The sequence below is a fragment of the Desulfovibrio sp. 3_1_syn3 genome (assembly GCF_000145315.2).
Taxonomy (GTDB): Bacteria; Desulfobacterota; Desulfovibrionia; order Desulfovibrionales; family Desulfovibrionaceae; genus Desulfovibrio; species Desulfovibrio fairfieldensis.
The window spans coordinates 50,885-68,470 of the sequence record NZ_ADDR02000002.1 but is presented as its reverse complement, the minus strand read 5'-3'; the positions used below and the strand labels follow the sequence as shown (position 1 = coordinate 68,470).

At 61.1% G+C, this 17,586-nt stretch carries 18 protein-coding genes; 3 read left to right on the top strand and 15 right to left on the bottom strand.

Translation table 11 applies throughout. From position 1 onward, the window contains the following. Nucleotides 1-44 precede the first annotated feature (44 nt). The 3 genes from HMPREF0326_RS11630 to HMPREF0326_RS11620 form a co-directional block, all read right to left on the bottom strand. On the bottom strand, nt 45-812 hold the full coding sequence (locus tag HMPREF0326_RS11630) for a GntR family transcriptional regulator (RefSeq protein WP_020990555.1): 768 nt from the start codon (nt 810-812) through the stop codon (nt 45-47). A 110-nt stretch (nt 813-922) separates the two neighbouring features. Then, nucleotides 923-2,224 (bottom strand): Y-family DNA polymerase, encoded by a 1,302-nt coding sequence (locus tag HMPREF0326_RS11625; protein ID WP_008685103.1) that lies wholly within the window; start codon nt 2,222-2,224, stop codon nt 923-925. Next, entirely contained in the window at nt 2,205-2,687 is a 483-nt protein-coding gene (locus HMPREF0326_RS11620) for a LexA family protein (protein WP_008685104.1), read from the bottom strand. Before HMPREF0326_RS11620 ends, HMPREF0326_RS11625 begins: the two co-directional genes overlap by 20 nt. 184 nt (nt 2,688-2,871) lie before the next feature. Between HMPREF0326_RS11620 and HMPREF0326_RS11615 the strand changes: the two genes are divergently transcribed. Then, on the top strand, nt 2,872-3,891 hold the full coding sequence (locus tag HMPREF0326_RS11615; RefSeq protein ID WP_008685105.1) for an FUSC family protein: 1,020 nt from the start codon (nt 2,872-2,874) through the stop codon (nt 3,889-3,891). A gap of 77 nt (nt 3,892-3,968) precedes the next feature. Here HMPREF0326_RS11615 and HMPREF0326_RS11610 read toward each other — a convergent pair whose 3' ends face one another. Then, nucleotides 3,969-4,391 (bottom strand): FCD domain-containing protein, encoded by a 423-nt coding sequence (locus tag HMPREF0326_RS11610; RefSeq protein ID WP_008685106.1) that lies wholly within the window; start codon nt 4,389-4,391, stop codon nt 3,969-3,971. 10 nt (nt 4,392-4,401) lie between these two features. Beyond that, the gene (locus HMPREF0326_RS11605) at nt 4,402-4,635 is read right to left on the bottom strand and encodes a molecular chaperone DnaJ (protein WP_008685107.1); all 234 of its coding nucleotides are present in this window, start codon (nt 4,633-4,635) and stop codon (nt 4,402-4,404) included. A gap of 430 nt (nt 4,636-5,065) precedes the next feature. Here HMPREF0326_RS11605 and HMPREF0326_RS11600 point away from each other — a divergent pair, with 430 nt between their 5' ends. Both HMPREF0326_RS11600 and HMPREF0326_RS11595 read left to right on the top strand, forming a co-directional pair. Then, complete coding sequence (locus HMPREF0326_RS11600) at nt 5,066-5,758, top strand: LexA family transcriptional regulator (protein WP_008685108.1); 693 nt, start codon at nt 5,066-5,068, stop codon at nt 5,756-5,758. A 209-nt stretch (nt 5,759-5,967) separates the two neighbouring features. After that, nucleotides 5,968-6,558, top strand: coding sequence for a lysozyme inhibitor LprI family protein (locus HMPREF0326_RS11595; protein ID WP_009302218.1), 591 nt, complete (start codon nt 5,968-5,970; stop codon nt 6,556-6,558). Nucleotides 6,559-6,675: 117 nt separating this feature from the next. Here the strand turns inward: HMPREF0326_RS11595 and HMPREF0326_RS16240 are convergent, their stop codons facing one another. The 10 genes from HMPREF0326_RS16240 to HMPREF0326_RS11550 form a co-directional block, all read right to left on the bottom strand. Beyond that, nucleotides 6,676-6,924, bottom strand: a complete 249-nt coding sequence (locus HMPREF0326_RS16240) for a helix-turn-helix domain-containing protein (RefSeq protein WP_008685110.1) — start codon at nt 6,922-6,924, stop codon at nt 6,676-6,678. A gap of 301 nt (nt 6,925-7,225) precedes the next feature. Beyond that, on the bottom strand, nt 7,226-7,645 hold the full coding sequence (locus tag HMPREF0326_RS11590) for a 4Fe-4S binding protein (protein ID WP_008685112.1): 420 nt from the start codon (nt 7,643-7,645) through the stop codon (nt 7,226-7,228). A 3-nt stretch (nt 7,646-7,648) separates the two neighbouring features. Beyond that, nucleotides 7,649-8,731 carry a hydrogenase large subunit gene (locus HMPREF0326_RS11585; RefSeq protein WP_008685113.1) on the bottom strand — a complete coding sequence of 361 codons (1,083 nt, stop codon included), beginning with the start codon at nt 8,729-8,731 and terminating at the stop codon, nt 7,649-7,651. Continuing rightward, the gene (locus tag HMPREF0326_RS11580; protein ID WP_008685114.1) at nt 8,728-9,216 is read right to left on the bottom strand and encodes an NADH-quinone oxidoreductase subunit C; all 489 of its coding nucleotides are present in this window, start codon (nt 9,214-9,216) and stop codon (nt 8,728-8,730) included. The genes HMPREF0326_RS11585 and HMPREF0326_RS11580 overlap by 4 nt, the downstream gene beginning before the upstream one ends. Before the next feature lie 21 nt (nt 9,217-9,237). Next, nucleotides 9,238-9,801: an NADH-quinone oxidoreductase subunit B family protein gene (locus HMPREF0326_RS11575; RefSeq protein ID WP_008685115.1), complete on the bottom strand. Its 564-nt coding sequence runs from the start codon at nt 9,799-9,801 to the stop codon at nt 9,238-9,240. A gap of 12 nt (nt 9,802-9,813) precedes the next feature. After that, nucleotides 9,814-10,665, bottom strand: a complete 852-nt coding sequence (locus HMPREF0326_RS11570; RefSeq protein ID WP_009302215.1) for a respiratory chain complex I subunit 1 family protein — start codon at nt 10,663-10,665, stop codon at nt 9,814-9,816. Beyond that, a complete protein-coding gene (locus tag HMPREF0326_RS11565) occupies nt 10,665-12,617 on the bottom strand; it encodes an NADH-quinone oxidoreductase subunit 5 family protein (protein ID WP_009302214.1) in 1,953 nt (650 codons plus the stop codon). The genes HMPREF0326_RS11570 and HMPREF0326_RS11565 overlap by 1 nt, the downstream gene beginning before the upstream one ends. A gap of 678 nt (nt 12,618-13,295) precedes the next feature. Next, a complete protein-coding gene (locus tag HMPREF0326_RS11560; protein WP_035073566.1) occupies nt 13,296-15,605 on the bottom strand; it encodes a PAS domain-containing hybrid sensor histidine kinase/response regulator in 2,310 nt (769 codons plus the stop codon). Between the two features lie 93 nt (nt 15,606-15,698). Continuing rightward, complete coding sequence (argF, locus tag HMPREF0326_RS11555) at nt 15,699-16,721, bottom strand: ornithine carbamoyltransferase (RefSeq protein WP_008685119.1); 1,023 nt, start codon at nt 16,719-16,721, stop codon at nt 15,699-15,701. A gap of 113 nt (nt 16,722-16,834) precedes the next feature. Continuing rightward, the gene (locus HMPREF0326_RS11550; RefSeq protein WP_008685120.1) at nt 16,835-17,383 is read right to left on the bottom strand and encodes an N-acetyltransferase; all 549 of its coding nucleotides are present in this window, start codon (nt 17,381-17,383) and stop codon (nt 16,835-16,837) included. Between the last annotated feature and the right edge of the window lie 203 nt (nt 17,384-17,586).

Here is a 17,586-nt window from a genome sequence, read left to right as displayed (position 1 = left end):
GCTACGCCGCCGCAACACCCTACGGGTTTTGTGTATCTAATTTTTCAGACACCAGCCCCCTCCTCGCCCAGATGCACACTGAGGCGATAAATGTCCGGGCGCAGGAAATGGGTGGTGTATTCCAGGGGATTGCCCGACGCGTCCCTGGTGATGCGTTCCAGTACCAGCAGGGACGTACTGGGGGAAACTTCCAGCAGGTCGCTGATATTTTTGGGCGGCTGCTCGCAACTGACCAGAAATTCCGAGCCCATCGGTTCCTGCGCGAATTTTTCCCGCAGCATCCTGTACACCGGCGTGGACTCCACGTCCGCCGAACTGATGTGGTTGCCGATGGTGTACGGCAGGCAGACCCGCGCCACGGCGTGCGGAATGCCCCGCGAGACGTAGAGGCGGTCGAAACGCAGGACGGGCCGGGGCCAGTCGCGCAACTTTTCCGGCAGGGGCACCTCCCTGCCCAGCCAGCCGAAGTCGATCATCTGCGTCCGCACATCCTCTCCGTTGCGGCGGAAGGTGTCCATAAAGGCGGAAACGCGGTCAATGGAGTGAATGATGCACGGCACGGCACGCGCGATAAACGTCCCCTTGCCGGGGCTGCGCACCAGCAGGCCCTCTTCCACCAGGCGTTGCAAGGCCTTGCGGATGGTGGAACGTCCCACCTGAAAAATGCGGGTCAGCTCGGCCTCGGTGGGAACGCGCTCCCCTGGGCGCATGCCCATGAAATGGGCGCGTAACCGGTCCGCAGCCTGCTCATACAGGGACCGGACGCTTTCGCGTTCCAGACTTTCCATGGCGGGAAGCTTGCTGCATGACATATTTATCACCTCTCACCCGCATACAATAAGGAACATTTATTCCCTGATACCCGCGCCGTGCGGCCCTGTCAAGCCCGGCAAAAAATATTTTGCGTTCACCGGATGCCGCCTCAGCAGCGTGCCAGGGGCAATTCCTTCCAGTCTGTGGTCAAACGGGGAGAACAGTGCTCCCGGCGCATATGCCAGGGGGCCTCGCCCAGGCCCTGCGCTCCGAAGGCCACGGCATCCCTGCCGAAACGCCGGTTGATGGCGTCCAGGGACGCCATCAGGCGTTCCCGCCGTTGTCGGCGCTCCGCGTTTTCCGGCACCAGCAGGCTGCCCTGAAGGCGGTCTTCGGCCTCCAGGTCAAAGAGCATGACCCCGGCCTTGGCGTAGCCGAAGCCGGGGCGGTAGATGCGCTCCAGGCCGCTCATGGCGGCGTTGATCAGGCTCAGGCTGTCCGCCGTGGGCGCGGGAAAGCGCAGCTGGACCGTCTGATCGTAAAACCGCGCGCTTTCATGGCGGGAAGTGCGGATATGCACGGCCATGCCCCCGGCCACAAGGCCCTCCCGGCGCAGGCGCGCCCCGGCGCGCGCGGCAAAGCAGGACAAAGCCTGGGCCAGCATGGCGCGTTCACGGACTTTGTTCGCAAAGGAGCGCGAGGACATCAGGGCCTTGCGGGGCGCGGGCGCATTGCCCTCCCCGATGCAGGGCAGACCGCGCAGTTCCAGGGCCGTGCGCCAGCCCGCCACGGTGAGCCGCTTGCGCAGCCAGAGATCTCCGGCCCGTTTCAGATCCAGGGCTGTGCGCACGCCCTCGGCCCGAAGCCGCTTGGCCTGTCCGCGCCCCACGCCCCAGACCTCATCCACAGGCGTCCCGGCCAGCACGGCGTCGATGTCCGCCTCCGGCCTGACCAGGGAAAAAACACCGTCATAGGCGGTCCTATTTTTGGCGACATGGTTGGCCACCTTGGCCAGGGTGCGCGTTTCCGCCAGGCCGATGGACACGCTGATGCCGGTCCAGCGCAAAATGGTCGCCCGCAGGGCTCGGCTGAATTGGGGCAGATTGGCCCGCAGGGGCGCATCCAGACGAAGAAAGGCCTCGTCAATGGAGTATGGCTCCACCACCGGACAGTGCTGCTCCAGAATGGCGAGAATACGCGTGGAAATATCCCCGTACAGGGCGTAGTTGGAGGAAAAAACCGCCACGTCCAGTTCCTTGAGCAGCGGGCGGATCTTGAATTCCGGCGCGCCCATGGGAATGCCCAGGGCCTTGGCCTCGGCGGAACGGGAGACGATGCAGCCGTCGTTGTTGGAAAGCACCACAACCGGCCGGTCCGCCAGATCCGGCCGGAACAGCTTCTCGCAGGAGGCGTAGAAGTTGTTGCAGTCCACCAAGGCCCAGAGCGGTTTTTTACAATTTATGGATGACATGGGTTACCACGCCCCAGATGTGCACATATTCGCGTTCCGTGATATCGATGGGTGAGAAGCACGGATTTTCCGGGGCCAGCAGCACCCGCCCGGCGCGTCGCAGCAGGCGTTTGACGGTCAGCTCGCCGTCCAGGGCGGCAATGACCACCCGCCTGTGCCCGGCCTCCACCGAGCGGTCCACAATAAGCAGATCCCCGTCGTGGATGCCCGCGCCCAGCATGGAATCACCGTGCGCGCGCAGAAAAAAGGTGGCCGCCTCATTACGTACCAGATATTCATGCAGGTCGAGCTTGCGGTCCAGATCGTCCTCGGCCGGAGAGGGAAAACCCGCCTCCACGGGCGAAAGATACAGCGGCAGGCCCTCGCGCCCGCCTGGGCGCACCGGGGCCGACGCGCCCAGCAGTTCAAGAGCGGGAGAAAAGAGCGGCGTATCCATGCCCTCTTGATAGCGGCAGAAGCCCATGCTGGCAACTGCCCAGCCGGGCCGCAGCGACCTTCAGCATCGGCCCGCGCCGCATTGACGGGCGTATCCCCGGCATTGTAGGTCTGGACCAGGGCGAATCCGCTTTGATGCCACATCTTTCAGAGCATCGCTTCAAACCAGACGAGACGTTGCGGACGGCGAACCGCCCGCAGCCGGAGGATATATGAGTTTCACGTCCCGGTTCAAAAAAAATGCCGCCAAGGTGGGCAACGGCCTGCTTTTCGCTGTGGCCCTGACCACGCCCGTGGTCCTGGGAGTGGCATTTCAGGCTTTTTCCCTGGTCTCCGCCGCCTCGTTCGGCGCCATGTTCGCCTTGCTCATCGCGCCCCGGCACGGAGCCCTGGCCCGCGTGGTGGGCATCAGCATCGGGGGCCTGCTGGTGGTGCTGGCCGCCGCCCTGGGCATTGCCCTGCAAGGCCGACACGACCTTGTGCTGGTTCTGCTTTTCCTGCTCAGCTGGCTGGCGGCCCTGCCCAGACCGGATCAGGCCTATCTGGGCCTGATGGTCAAATACGTGGCGTCTTCCGTATTGCTGACCTCTTTCGGCTTTTCCGCCACCCTGCCCATGGCCCTGGCTTTTCTCGGCGGCATTGCGCTGGGCATCTGCCTCAGCCTGGTGAGCATGCTCTTTGAAGCCGACGACGCCACCACCCCGCTGGAGGAGTTCAAAGCCTTTCTGCACGGGGCCACCAACGGCCGCCTGTTCGGCGTGGCCGTGCCCGTGACGGTGCTGTTCTCCACCCTGGCGGCGCGATATTTCTCCTTCAGCGACCCGGCCTGGGTGGGCCTGACCGTGCTCTTCGTCATGCACAGCGACGGCGCCACGGAGCTGTTCCGGATCTGGGCGCGAACCCTGGGCACTCTGGCGGGCGTGCTGGTTTCCGCCGTGATCCTCTACACTGTGACCGCCCCCCTGCATATCGCCGTGGCCATAGGGCTGGCGGCCTTTGGCATGCCCTATGCCAAGGGCCATTACGTGCTGTTCAGCTTTGCCATCACCTGCGCGGTGCTGCTGCTCATCGACATTTCCATGTTCCAGATGGGCGGGGACATGCCCTTGCTGCGCTGGCGGCTCATTGACACGGTCATCGCCTGCGCCTGCGTGCTGCTCTCCAACCTCACGCTTCGGCTGATCCGCAGACTGCGCCACCGGGGAGACCCCCCGGCGGGACAGGCGGCATAATTTCACGGCATATGACGGAAAGGCCCCCTGAACGCGAAGTTCAGGGGGCCTTTCGGCGTTATGGTCCGTGAATTGCTCTATTTTAGATTGTAGACCTTGCGGATATGACGCTCGTTGTAGCTGAAATCCCAGTGCAGTTCCTTGATCGCGTGCATGAGTTTTTCCCACGACCGGGTTTCAATGGCATCCACGATCAGGCCGTGCTCGGCCACGGCCGCCAGATACCAGTCCGGCACGAAATTCTTGCGCGGGAAGTCCCAGAGCCGATTTTTGATGGGCGTCAGGATGCGCCTGGCGAAAATATTGGGCGAGACCTCGAAAAAAATCTCGTGAGTACATATTTCAATACAAGGATCCGGGCACCCTCTCCCGCAGGGCAGACCCCGGAAACGGCCAGAGCAAAGTAACTTTTCAAAGTCACTTTGCTCTATCTGCCGAGGCTTGAGGCAAAAGGCTCCGAAACGCGCAAGGCGTTCCGGGGCCTTTTGTTTGAAATGCAAGGGGGTGAGCTTACACCGCGCCGCTGCCCTTGCAGACCGGACAGGGGGTGCTGTTGCCGCAGTGCGGGCAACTCACGGGCGTGACCTTGCCGTTGCCCCGGCAGCGGGGACAGGGCAGATCGCCGTACTCCGTCCGGATCACGCCCTTGCCGGTGCATTCGGGACACACAGGCTTGCGCTGGCCGTTCCAACAGGCTCCGCAGGAAATTCTGCCGGTGCCGTCGCATTTTTCACAGAGTTGCATGGCGGCTCCTCATCATGGGAAAAAGGTTGTAAAAAGACGCGCGGATACGGTCCGTGCCGACCGTCATCTCCACCACGTGGGCCTGGATAACCCGAGGGATGCCGCCCGGTCAATGGCCCCGCCCCCGTCTGTTCCCTACTGTCTGATTGCAAAAATTTCGAGCAGAGTCATGCTCCCAACTTTCGCCGGCTCCCTGCGGCTACGCCGCCGCAAAACCCTACGGATTTTATGTGTCTAATTTGAAAAATTAGACACACCTGATCCGGCGTGCGGCCGACAGGCATTGAATCAATTTTTAATGAAGTAAAGGCCTTGCCAGCCATAATAAAAATTGATAGTCTTCAATCTAAAATTTACCTACATTAATATAAAAAGAACAAGCGCAACTTTTTGCGCAGTCCCGTTCTGCCGCAGGATGACGAGGTTTGCCATGTCCGATACAATCTCCTTTTCCCAGACTCTGGCCCGGCTGATGCGGGCTCTTGACGCCGCCAGCGAAGCTGAATTGGCCCGCGCCCTGGGCATCACGCCCCAATCCGTCAGCGGCGCGCGCAAACGCGGTGAAGTGCCCCCGGCCTGGATTCAGACCTGCGCCGCGCAAACAGGCGTCAACGCCCACTGGCTTTTTTTCGGCAGCGGTCCCATGCGCCTGCCCGAAGCAGCGGAAGGCGAACTGCCCAGCATGCAGGAAGATTGCGACACCGAGCTGATCACCGTGCCGCTGGCCGAGGCCCGTTTGTCCGCCGGTACCGGCAGTCTGGAAGTCAGCAGTAACAGCAACGAGGGCGGCTATGCCTTCCGCAGCGACTTTCTGCGCCGCAAGGGCAATCCCCGGCGCATGGTCCTGATGCGGGTGTCCGGCGACAGCATGGTGCCGGAAATCTTCGATAACGATCTGGTATTGCTGGACCGGGGCCAGACGGAAATCAGCCCGGGCCGTCTCTATGCCGTAGGTTTTGAAGACGCCATCTACATCAAGCGCATCGACAAACTGCCCGGCAAGATCATCCTGCACAGCGTCAATCCGGCCTATCCGCCTCTGAGCCTGGATCTGCGCGGCGACTGCGCGGATCAGTTCCGGGTTATCGGCCGCGTGCTCTGGTCCGGCCGTGAATACCGCTGACCCGAGGGCGCTGTCTCGCGCCGGGCGCTGACTGATTTCCGCCGACCCCGCCCGACCGTCATGGCTGAAGCCGGAAACCATGCCCGGCGCGGAGTCGGGTCGAACCGCGCCGTTATCGAAATCCGGCATCACTTGCGCCCGTTCCTTGTCTCGGCTAGGCTGAATGTCAGCAAAAATTGCGGCCGCGGCCGCGCGCAAAGGAGTTGTCCATGCTGAAACATTGTGCGGCATCCGCCCTTCAGGCTCTCCTGCTGCTGGCTGTAGTTGCATTGCTCCCGGCGCTTGCCGGGTCAGCGTCGGCGGCAGCCGCCGGTTCCGCGCAATCGCCTCCGGCGACAACGGCCGCCGAAAGTCCGCGCGCGACTATTCCCGCCGCGCCGGACGCCGTGGAGCCTTCCGATGACGCCGCCCCGGATGCCGGGCAGGATGTCGCGGGTGACGCGGAAAACGCCGCCGAAGTGGACCGCCTGCTCAGCCGGGACTTCCGTGTCTGCATGGATGCGGCGGCGGGCATCACCGTGCCCATGCAGGACTGCATGAACGCCGAGGTGGAACGCCTGGAGAAACATATGGCCGAACAGCGCGCCCGCCTTGTTCCGATTCTCTCCGAAGAACGGGCCAAGGCTCTCAATGACGCGCTTGAAGCCTGGGAAAATCTGCGCAAAAACGGCTCCTCCGCCATGTACGATCCCGACGGCGGCACTCTTGCCACGGTGATTTCCTCACTCTGGTATCTGGAGCAGACCGCGCGCATGTCTCGCTGGCTGGACGATATGCTGAACAGCGCCACTTCGCAGTAAAGCGGTCCGGCGCTCTCCGGGTTCGGTGACGCCTCCGGCGGCCAGGAGGGCAATCTCCTATTTAACAGGCTCCAAAAAATAAGATTATAGCCTCTCAATAGATATTGAGGGGCCTTTTTATTTTCTTAGCCGCTCAATCTCTCCAACCACCCTCTTGGAAAAGTCGATCGGATCTGCTTGCAGAGCCTCGCACAGACAAAATATTGTGTTTACAGTCGGCTTTCTATTCCCCTTTTCTATGTCTCTCAGATAGCATCTTTCGATGTTCGCAAAATCCGCCAAAGATGATTTGCTCATCTCCTTTTCATTTCTTAATGATTCAAGCGTATTAGCTATAGCTTCCGCCAAATTTGGATAACGTTTCATGCTTCAAGGTACACGAAAATCTTGGCTTCCTTCAGATACAAATGTATCCATACGGAATCGGATACTTAAATATCCGAAATAAGTTTTCGTCATAGGGGAAATCAATTTGATGCATCAGAGATCAGTTGCATAGCTTTCAGAAATTGTTTTGCAATGGTTAAGTCCACTTGTTTTACCCTGAGCCGACCACAACGGGCAGTGTATTTACTCAGGCGTCTGGAATACCAGGAAAAAATAAAAATGCGGACCCTCTTGCGAGTCCGCATTTTTATTTCCTTCTGGTAACGAAAAAGAAGCTTCGCTAATCAGTCCCCTCCTCCGTCTTGGCCGCCGCCGCGGGCACAGTGTCCGTCCGGGCTTTGGCCGCATCGGCCCTGGCCTTTTTGACGCGCGGCGTGCCGGTGCGCAGCACGTGGAACTTGCGCACCGAGGGCTTGCGGTGGATGGACTCCTGCTTCAGGCATTTGGTGGGGCATTTTTCCACGCAGGCCGAGCAGTACACACAGAGGAAGGGGTCATATTCCCAGCGCCCGGCCTTGGCATCCACAGTAATCGCGCCGGTGGGGCAGACCCGGGCGCAGGTGGAGCAGAAAATGCAGGCCTGCACGTCATTGTGGATGACGCCCCGGTAGGCCGGGAAGGGCTCGCGCTCCTCCAGCGGGTACAGCCGCGTGGCGGGCTTGCCGGACAAATTGCGCAGTACGTTTTTGAGCATATACATGGGCTACCTCTCTGTGCAGGAAATGCACGGGTCAATGCTCAGCACGATCACCGGCACGTCGGGCAGTTTGCAGCCGGGCAGCATGTGCAGCAGGGCCGGGATGTTGGCAAAGGTGGGCGTGCGCACGCGCATGCGCTCCAGCATCTTGGTGCCGTTGGCCCGCACGTAGTAGAAGAGCTCACCGCGCGGCTGCTCCACCCGGAAGATGGATTCGCCGTCCGGGTTGCCGGGCAGCTTGACGGTCAGCTCGCTGTCGGGCAGACGGTTCAGGGCTTCGCGGATCAGGTCGATGGAGTGCAGCACTTCGTAAAAGCGCACCTTGGAACGGGCATAGCAGTCGCCGTCCTGCTCCACCACGGGGATGAAGTTGAGGTCGTTGTAGGCCGCGTAGCCGTGCATGCGCTCGTCGATTTCCCAGCCGCTGCCGCGCAGGGTGGGCCCGGCCGCGCCCAGCAGGCGAGCGTCGTCCTTGCTCAGCAGGCCGATGCCGCGCGTGCGTTCCTGCACGGTGTAATCGTTGAGCATGGTGCTGGTCAGCTCACGCATGCCCTGCTCCAACGCGTCGAGCTGCTCCAGCATCCAGCGGATCTGGTCCGGACTGAGGTCGCGACGCACGCCGCCCACCACATTGACCGACAGGATCACGCGATTGCCCGCCGTGGCTTCGCAGATGTCCATGACATGCTCGCGGATGCGCCAGAACTGCTGGAATACGCTTTCAAAACCGAAGGCGTCCGCGAACAGACCCAGCCAGAGCAGATGGGAATGGATACGGTGCAGCTCGGACCAGACCACCCGCAGGAACTGGGCGCGCGGCGGGGCCGTGACGCCCAGCATGTCCTCAATGGCATTGCAGTAACAGTTGGCGTGGATGCAGGAGCAGATGCCGCAGATGCGCTCCACCACAAAGACCATCTGATTGAAATCCTTGTTGCGGACCAAACTTTCCAGGCCGCGGTGCACAAAACCGAGCTGCGGCACGGCCTGCACCACGGTTTCGTCCTCCACCACGAATTTGATGTGCAGCGGCTCCGGCAGCACCGGATGCTGCGGCCCGAAGGGAATGACGGTGGTGCGGTTGCTCATGCTTGCTCTCCTTTGGCGGCTTCGCCGCCCTCAGGGGCGGGCGCGGGCGTTTTGGCCCCGGCCGGGCGCTTCACCGTGGTCATGGTGAAGTAAGGACCGCGCGTGACTTCGCCTTCCAGATACATGCCGCCCTCGTAGTCCAGAGGCAGGCCCTCAAAGCGCACCCCGAACTGATCCTGGGTCTCGTTTTCAATGAGCACCGCGCAGAAATAGACCGAGGAGATGCTGGGAATGAGCTGGTCCTTGTCCACATCCATACGCAGGTGGCGCATACCCTTGGCGTCGCTGGGCGACCAGTGGCAGAGCTCGGAGTTACGGCGCAGATCCGTCATGGTCAGATTTTCGTCAAAGTGATAGTAAAGGCGCAGGGTATGCTCGTCGAGCACGGTCTGCGACATGGTCACAAAACGGTATTTGGCGTCCGCCAGACGCCGCACCTCGGTGAGCAGCGTTTCAGGCGTGACGGGCGTGGCTTCGAAAAACATGGCTTTTGTCCTTTACCGGGCTCAACCCGCGTTGTTCATGTGCGCCGCAGTATCCGGCTCTTGTCCGCCGTTGTCTCCCACGGCACCGGCAGGCGTTCCGTCGTCGGCGTCGCCGGGCATCAGCATGGGCTCGGGCGCGGGGCCCAGGCCCATCTTGGCCTTGAGCACGTCCAGGGCCGTGACCACTCCGTCGATGATGGCCTCGGGCTTGGGCGGGCAGCCGGGCACAAAAACATCCACGGGAATCACGTTGTACGCGCCGTTGAGGATGTTGTAGCTGTCCTTGAAGACCCCGCCGGAGAGATTGCACGCGCCGATGGAAACCACGGCCTTGGGTTCGGGCATCTGGTCGTAGATCTGCCTGAGCACATGCCGGTTGCGGTGGTTGACCGTGCCGGTGACCAGCAGCACGTCGGCGTGCTTGGGGTTGCCGGTATTGACCACGCCGAAACGCTCCACGTCGTACATGGGCGTCAGGCAGGCCAGCACTTCGATATCGCAGCCGTTGCAGGAGCCGCAGTCAAAATGGATGATCCACGGCGACTTGAGTCGGCTCCGTTTGATCATTGCATCGAGGAATCCCATAGTCCGGCCTCCTTAGGCCACGTAGAGCCACAAAAGGTTCACCAGCGCGAGCCCCATGCCCACCAGCAGCGATTGCTTCTGCACCATCCACTGCCAGGTCAGGCGGGCGGTAATGTTGTCGATGAGGATTTCCGTAAACAGCGAGGCGGCCACCAGGATGGCCATGCCGATGACGCTGGTGTGCCAGAACACGGCGCAGAGCCCGAGAATCAGCACCAGGTCCAGCCAGTGGCCGATTTCAATCAGGGCCAGGAAGGGACCGGAGTATTCAGTCTGCACGCCGCGCACCAGTTCCTGATGGCCGTGGTGACCGGCGGAAAGGTCAAAGGGCGATTTGCGCAGCTTGATGGTCAGGGCATACCCCAGCGCCAGGAACAGCAGGGGCATTTTCAGCAGCAGGGGCGAATCCAGCTTGAAGACATCCGAAAGCATGAACGAACCCGTGCACATGGCAAAGCCCACGAAGACCATGATCAGAATGGGTTCGTAGGCCAGCATCAGCAGCAGTTCGCGCTGCGCGCCCACCTGGCTGTAGGGCGAGGGCACGCAGATGGCGCCCACCACCTGAAAGACCGCGCCCACGGTGAGCACAAAAAAGAGCAGCAGCAGATCCCCGCCCATAAAGAAGATGAACAGGGCCAGCGCCGAGGAAAGCAGATAGATGTAGGCGCTGAACACCAGCCAGGCGTTGGTCACCCTGGCTTGTTTGCCGAACAGTTTGAGCACGTCGTAAAAGGGCTGGAGCAGCGGCGGTCCCTGGCGCGACTGCAGACGCGCCGTGATGCGGCGGTCCACCCCGCTGAGCAGGCCGCCCGCAAAGGGGGCCAGTATCAATCCGCCGATGGCGCCGAAGATGGTGAGCATCACAGCAGACCTCCTACCAAGACGATCAGAAAGGCCGTGGAAATAATGTCGATGGCGCGGGTAATCTTGCCCTCGCCCACGTACTGGGCCAGATAGTAGTTGGCGGCGCGGGCCGGTTCAAAGACGTTCATGGGCCCCCTGAAGCCCACTTCGCCGTTGCGTTCCTCCGCCAGACCGGAGAAGTACGGCAGGCTGTGCGCGTCTTCAGGCACCTTCTTGGCCGCCCGCCAGGCCAGCCATGCGCCACCTGCCAGCAAAATGAAGAGCAGATAGAGCCAGGCCATGCCTTCCGCGCCGGTAATGCCCGCGCCGGGAATGAAGCCCTGGAGGTTAAGGCGGGCGTACAGGCCGGTGACCGAGGGAGCCACGAAGGTCTTCAGCACCAGGGGCGAGATGAAGGAAAAGAGCAGCGCCAGGCCGCAGAGCGCGCAAAGGGCGAAAAAGACCGACGCGCGCGGATTGCCCTTGGCAGGGTGCTCGTGCAGGTTGGCTGAGGAAACCAGGATGCCGGCCCAGCGCGCCCAGAACAGCACAGTGAAGGCCGAGCCCAAGGCGATGAAGAAAATGATCGGGGTCATGGCCTGGGTGGCCCTGGCAATGGCCTCAATGGCCATCCACTTGCCGATGAGCATGCCGAAGGGCGGCAACATCATGGTAAAAATGCCGATGGCCGTGATGATGGCCGTGCGCGGCATGACGCTGTACAGGCCGCGCATGTCCTCGATGTCGCGCGAGCCGATGCGCTGCTCAATGGCGCCCACGCACATGAACAACAGGCCCTTGGACACCGAATGGTAAATGATGATCATGGTGGCCGCGACCATGGAGGCCGGGGTGTTGATGCCCACGCAGGCGATGATCAGGCCCAGATTGGATATGGTGGAATAGGCCAGGATTTTCTTGGCGTTGCTCTGGCTGACCGCCAGCATGCAGGTACCCACAAAGGTGAACGCCCCGAACAGGGCCACGATGGTGGACATGGTGGTGCCGGCGAAGGCCGGAGCCATACGCAGCAGCAGATAGGTGCCCGCCTTGACCATGGTGGCCGAGTGCAGCAGGGCCGACACCGGCGTGGGCGCGACCATGGCCCCGCACAACCAGCTCTCAAAGGGCACCTGGGCCGACTTGGTGAAGGCCGCCAGGCAGAGGAAGGCAAAGGGCAGCAGCATGGCCGTGCTCTTCACGTCCAGAGCCACCATCTTCTGCAGCACCAGTTCCGTGGAAAGCGTGCCCAGGCTCTTCTGAATGAAAAGCATGGCCGACACAAAGGCCAGGCCGCCCAGCACGTTCATCCACAAGGCCCGGTAGGCGTTGGCCTCGGCCTCCTTGGTGCGGTCGTGACCGATGAGCCAGAAGGAACAGAGCGTGGTCATCTCCCAGAAAAAGAACATCCAGGAGAGGTTGTTGCAGAGCACCAGACCGTTCATGGCCCCCAGGAAGCAGAAAATGATGGCGAAAAAGCGCGGCTGCCGCGAGGTGCGCAGATGCAGATGCTCTTCGTGGATATCCATGTAACCCAGGCCGTAAATGGTGATCAGCCCGCCCACCACGGAGATGATGATCACCATGATCAGGGACAGGCCGTCGGGCGCGAAGGCGGTAACCGGCGCGCCGTGGTCCATGAGCACGGCCTTGAGGTAGATCAGGCCTACCAGCTGCAGGGCGGTCATGCCCATGACCAGGCGGCTGCCCAACTTCCAGCCCAGGGCCAGAATGTAGAGCAGCAGGATGAAGTCGAGCAGGGTCAGCACATTGTCCAGGGGCAGGCCGAAGAGTTCATGCGCCTCCAGATGGAACGCGCCATGGGCTCCCAGCCCCACCGCCGCAAGCGCCATGACGGTCACGGCCGCGGGCACCAGCAGTTTTCGGATTGCGCCGCTGCGGACATAGTACAACACTATGCCGATGATAAACGGCAAGACCACACAGCAAAAAACAAGAATATCGAGCATATCCACCTCACCGGACGTGAGTTGTGAAAAACTTCACCGATAACGCATCGTAACACAAAAGGGAAAAATGTGTCCTCCTTACACGTCATAAAGCGAATAACTTTTTTATTCCTATCAGTGCAGACGAGTTGCGTCAATGCTGCTTCCGGACTTTTGTTCATTGAGCAAGCGATGAATTTGAGATGAAAATCACATTCTCCCCATGAGGACACTTTCCGGGCTGATGGAACCGACAGGGGGTGGGCGCGGCCACGACCTGTTCCTGATTTTTGGTCGCGTAGACAACGTCAACACGCCGAGGCGCGCCCAGCTCAAGCTGGGCGCGCCTCTTCACAATCCTTACGGTCAGAACGAAAGCTGTTGCCGGACGGCCCCCGTTCCCATTATTGGCAAAGAGGGTGCACCCCGAGATGGATTTTCGTATTATATCAAGGAGAAAGAGCCTGTTGGCGCTGCTGCCTTTGCGGCAGCCGTTGACCGAAGGCCTTGCCTTAGCCGCAGGCGACAAAGGAGCTGCACGGATAAAGCTCCTGCGTCACAACGCTTGAAGCATCCGTAATGCTCATTCCTCGCATGACGATTGACGCGCGGAGGAAGTGTACTCTTCCGGTACTCAACCGGAATAAAGGGCAAATTTCAACGCAGAGCTGACAGAAGAGACACGCATGGCGCCCCCCTCTAGAGAAGCCAGCGCCTCACGGCCTGGTAGAGCTGCTCCGCGGCCACGGGTTTGGAAATGTGCTCATTCATGCCGTATCTCCGGGCCAGCAGCGCGTCTTCCGGAAAAGCGTCGGCCGTCAGGGCGAGAATGGGAACCCGGCGCGCGTCGGCCCGGTCCCGGGCGCGGATGGCCGCGGCGGCCTCATAGCCATTGAGCCGGGGCATCTGAATGTCCATCAAAATCAGATCATAGGTGTCCGGCGCCGAAGCGCAGAACATCTCCAGCGCACGCCGGCCGTCCTCAGCCGCATCCACCGAGGCTCCCTTCATTTCAAGCAGGCCGACCACGATTTCCCGATTGATCTCGTTATCTTCCGCCAGCAGGATGCGCTTGTCCGCCAGGTCCACATTCGGCGCTGACAGCGTGCTTTCGGGCAGCTCCGCGTCGCCGGGCAGGAGAGTGCGGCGCAGTGTGGAACGGAACAACGGCCTGTCGAGGAAAGCGTCCACGCCGTCACGCAGGGAATCGCCGTCCGTGTACAGGGCCTCACGGACAAGGATGACGCGCAACGGCTGTTCCCCGCAAAGCGCGCGGAGAGCTTGGGGCGAGGCCGCCTCGTCCCCGTCCGCCAGGCATTGGTCCAGAAGCGCGGCGGCAACATGCTCAGAGCGTGTCCGCGCGGCGCTGATTTGCTCGCGGGCTTCAACGGCGCTGTGAGCGGGCATGGCCCGCAGGCCCAGATCCTCCAGCAGGCGGCAGGCGCGCAGATTTTCCTCCTGATCCCCGACCAGCACCAGCACGGCCTGTTCACAGGCCGTCCCGGCCGCCGCGGCATTCTCCTCTGCCAGGCGCAACGGCAACGAGACAATGAAGCGGCTGCCTTCTTCCGGCCTGCTTTCCACCTTGATGCCGCCGCCCATCAGGCGCACAATGCTTCGGCTGATGACCAGGCCCAGGCCCGTGCCCTGTATTTTGCAGATGCGGGGATCGTCCGCCCTTTTGAAGGGCTCGAAAAGATGTTTGACGAAATCCTCGGACATGCCGATGCCGTTGTCCGCGATGACGCATTCAAACAGGCCCACGTCGGTATTGAGCGAAGGAAGCTCGTCGATGCTGAAGGCAATGCTGCCGCCCGCCGGTGTATATTTCGCGGCATTGGACAACAGATTGGTGAACAGTTGCTGCAGGCGGCCGGAGTCCCCACGTACCCGTTCATGCGCAACATTTGCCCGCACTGTAAGAACATGCCCTTTCTCCTTCAACAGGGAGCCGCAGACATCCAGCACGTTGCGCACAAGTTCGGCCAGCTCCATATCCTCCGCCGCAAGGCGCATCTGGCCGCTCTCGATCTTGGACATGTCCAGCACTTCATTGATCAGGTTGAGCAAGTGCCTGCCGGAGGCCTGAATTTTTTTCAAACATTCTCCGGCACCGCGCGGATCGTCCAGCCGGGTTCCGGCGATATCGGCCATGCCGAGAATGGCGTTCAGGGGCGTGCGGATGTCATGGGACATCTGGGAAAGAAAGTCCGTCTTGGCCCGGTCGGCCGCTCGGGCGGCGCGGCAGGCATCTTCCAGGGCTTTCTGCTGGAGCTCCTGGCGGGCCCTGATCTCCGTGATGTCGATGCCCACGCTGTAAAAGGAAGGAATGCCGTCCGGGCTGGAAGCCGCGTCCTGATAGCTAAAGGTTGTGGTCAGGGTGCGCACCTCGCCTCCGCGTGTCACGATGCGTATTTCCGTAATATCCGTCCCGCCGCTTTCCTGCAGCCTGCCCATCAACGCCGCGATCCTGGCCAGATCGTCCGGATGCACGTACAGACACCGGCTGTGCAGTTCCTGCGCGAATTCTTCAGCCGTATAACCGATCATTTCCAGAAAACGGGCCCCATGCCAGAGAACCGTCCGCCCGTCCCTGGCATCCACCCTGACAATGCCGCCGGGCAGACTTTGCAGAATCGAATCCCGCTCGCGCTCATGGCCGGCAATGGTCCGCCGGTAGCCGGAGACATCCGTGGCGAACTCGATGCGGGCGTTCCGACCGTTCCAACGGACCTTCCTGTCTTTCAACAGGAAGGTTCGCTGGAGGCACGGATTGTAAAATTCCCACTCATAAAAACCGGATTCATTCAGATACGTGTTGGTACAAAAGGGGCAGGGCGCATCCCGGCCCTGCAGAACCTCATAGCAGAGCGGACGACGGGACAGCGCATTTTCATCCACATGAAAGAGCTCGCAACCGGCCTTATTCATATAGAGCAGCTCATGGCTGTCCATGTCGCTGACATAGACTATGCCGTCATACTCTTCCAGCATCCAGCTCAGATCCATCCCATACCCCGTTGCTCCAGTACCATACACCACGCAACACTTTGTTTCAGGTGGCAAGATCGCCTCGCCGCCGCGCCGGGCTCGCGCCCGGCCTTATTCTTTCTCGAAGGACAACGGCTCTTCAGCCAGCGTGGCCACCATCACGGCCTTGATGGTATGCATCCGGTTTTCCGCCTCTTCAAAGGCCAGATTACGGGGGGATTCAAAAACGGCGTCGTCCACTTCCATGCATTCAATGCCGAAACGCCGGTAGATGTCCTCGCCCACCGTGGTCTCGCGATTGTGGAAAGCCGGCAGGCAATGCAGAAATTTGCAGTCCGGATTGCCCGTCTTGTCCATGACGGCCATGTCCACGCGGTAGGGGATGAGCAGCTTGATGCGCTCTTTCCAGACCTCGTCGGGCTCCCCCATGGAGACCCAGACGTCGGTATAAAGGAAATCGCAGCCTTTGACGCCCTCTTCCACGCTTTCGGTACGCGTGATTCTGGCCCCGGTGCTCCGGGCGATATGCTGCGCCATTTCAAAAACCTCGTCCGAGGTCCAGAGCCCCTTGGGGGCCACAGAACGGAAATCCACGCCCAGCATGGCCGAGCCGATCATCAGGGAATTGCCCATATTGTAACGGGCGTCGCCCAGATATGCCAGGCTCTGCCGGGTAAGGGGCTTGGGGCAGCATTCGCGCATGGTCAGCATGTCGGCCAGCAACTGGGTGGGGTGCCATTCATTGGTCAGGCCGTTCCAGACCGGCACGGAGGCGTATTCGGCCAGAGCTTCCACGCGGCTCTGCTCATAGCCCCGGTATTCGATGCCGTCAAAAAAACGTGACAGCACGCGGGCCGTGTCGGCCAGAGATTCCTTTTTGCCCATCTGCGAGCCGGACGGCCCCAGATAGGTGACGTGCGCGCCCTGATCATGGGCGGCCACCTCAAAGGAGCAGCGGGTACGCGTGGAATCCTTTTCAAAAAGGATCACGATGTTTTTGTCCCGCATGAATTTGGGCTCGCGGCGGGCCTTTTTGGCCGCTTTGAGTTCAGCCGCCAGATTCAGAAGATAGGTCAGATCTTCCGGGGTGAAGTCGATTTCCTTCAGAAAATCCCTCTGCTCCAGTCTGTTCATGCTCTGCTCCGGCCCATACGGGCATGGGAATTAGGGTGAAAAACGAAAGCGGGGGCAGAGCCCCCGGCGGCATGCGAACAAAGCGTCCCCGGCGCGCCGGGCGCCCGTGACCGTCAAAGCGTGCGGATCATGCCGATTTCGTCACATCGGTAAAATTTCGGGCACTTGCTGCACTCCACCCAGACCACAGGGGGCAGGCTTTCCCGTTGAAATTCCTGGAAGCCGCAATTGCTGAAGAAAGATTCGGCCAGGGTGAACACAAAGACCCTGGGAATGCCCAGACGGCGGCAGCGCTCCACCAGCGCGTCCACCAGCCGCCTGCCCAGGCCCTGGTTCTGGCAGGCCTGATGCACGGCAATGGAGCGGATTTCCGCCAGATCCTCCCAGAGCACGTGCAGGGAACCGCAGGCCACCACGGTTTCCCGCCCGTCGTCCGACGCCGGGGCCGTTGCCACCATATAGTCCTGGATATGCTGGTACAGATATTGCGGCCCCCGCGCCAACATGACGTTGGAGGAGGCATACTGGTTGATCAGGGCCGACATGCCGTGCACGTCTCCCACCCGGGCGCAACGGATTTCCAGCGCGGACGCGTCGCTGATGCGCACGTCGGGGACAATGACGGTATCCCCGGCGTCAAAGCGCGGAATGGCTATAGGCATTACTGTTGTTACCTGTCGCTGTTTGCGGCCCGCCGCACGGCACGGCCGTGGCGGCGCGGCCCGTGTTGTTCGCCGCGTACTTAGGCACAGCCCTCATTAGAGCGCCTGCTGCAAAGCCGCCTTTTTCCGTACAGCGGCGTTGCAAAAAAGAAATTGACCTCGCGGTATGTTCAATACAGCTTCGTCCAGTTTCTTCTTTGCGC

What these genes read in the sequence shown, in the direction of transcription:
- HMPREF0326_RS11630 (WP_020990555.1), bottom strand. Translation starts at nt 812, where the DNA reads ATGTCATGCAGCAAGCTTCCCGCCATGGAAAGTCTGGAACGCGAAAGC.
- HMPREF0326_RS11625 (WP_008685103.1), bottom strand. Translation starts at nt 2,224, where the DNA reads ATGTCATCCATAAATTGTAAAAAACCGCTCTGGGCCTTGGTGGACTGC.
- HMPREF0326_RS11620 (WP_008685104.1), bottom strand. Translation starts at nt 2,687, where the DNA reads ATGGGCTTCTGCCGCTATCAAGAGGGCATGGATACGCCGCTCTTTTCT.
- HMPREF0326_RS11615 (WP_008685105.1), top strand. Translation starts at nt 2,872, where the DNA reads ATGAGTTTCACGTCCCGGTTCAAAAAAAATGCCGCCAAGGTGGGCAAC.
- HMPREF0326_RS11605 (WP_008685107.1), bottom strand. Translation starts at nt 4,635, where the DNA reads ATGCAACTCTGTGAAAAATGCGACGGCACCGGCAGAATTTCCTGCGGA.
- HMPREF0326_RS11600 (WP_008685108.1), top strand. Translation starts at nt 5,066, where the DNA reads ATGTCCGATACAATCTCCTTTTCCCAGACTCTGGCCCGGCTGATGCGG.
- HMPREF0326_RS11595 (WP_009302218.1), top strand. Translation starts at nt 5,968, where the DNA reads ATGCTGAAACATTGTGCGGCATCCGCCCTTCAGGCTCTCCTGCTGCTG.
- HMPREF0326_RS16240 (WP_008685110.1), bottom strand. Translation starts at nt 6,924, where the DNA reads ATGAAACGTTATCCAAATTTGGCGGAAGCTATAGCTAATACGCTTGAA.
- HMPREF0326_RS11590 (WP_008685112.1), bottom strand. Translation starts at nt 7,645, where the DNA reads ATGTATATGCTCAAAAACGTACTGCGCAATTTGTCCGGCAAGCCCGCC.
- HMPREF0326_RS11585 (WP_008685113.1), bottom strand. Translation starts at nt 8,731, where the DNA reads ATGAGCAACCGCACCACCGTCATTCCCTTCGGGCCGCAGCATCCGGTG.
- HMPREF0326_RS11580 (WP_008685114.1), bottom strand. Translation starts at nt 9,216, where the DNA reads ATGTTTTTCGAAGCCACGCCCGTCACGCCTGAAACGCTGCTCACCGAG.
- HMPREF0326_RS11575 (WP_008685115.1), bottom strand. Translation starts at nt 9,801, where the DNA reads ATGGGATTCCTCGATGCAATGATCAAACGGAGCCGACTCAAGTCGCCG.
- HMPREF0326_RS11570 (WP_009302215.1), bottom strand. Translation starts at nt 10,665, where the DNA reads ATGCTCACCATCTTCGGCGCCATCGGCGGATTGATACTGGCCCCCTTT.
- HMPREF0326_RS11565 (WP_009302214.1), bottom strand. Translation starts at nt 12,617, where the DNA reads ATGCTCGATATTCTTGTTTTTTGCTGTGTGGTCTTGCCGTTTATCATC.
- HMPREF0326_RS11560 (WP_035073566.1), bottom strand. Translation starts at nt 15,605, where the DNA reads ATGGATCTGAGCTGGATGCTGGAAGAGTATGACGGCATAGTCTATGTC.
- argF (WP_008685119.1), bottom strand. Translation starts at nt 16,721, where the DNA reads ATGAACAGACTGGAGCAGAGGGATTTTCTGAAGGAAATCGACTTCACC.
- HMPREF0326_RS11550 (WP_008685120.1), bottom strand. Translation starts at nt 17,383, where the DNA reads ATGCCTATAGCCATTCCGCGCTTTGACGCCGGGGATACCGTCATTGTC.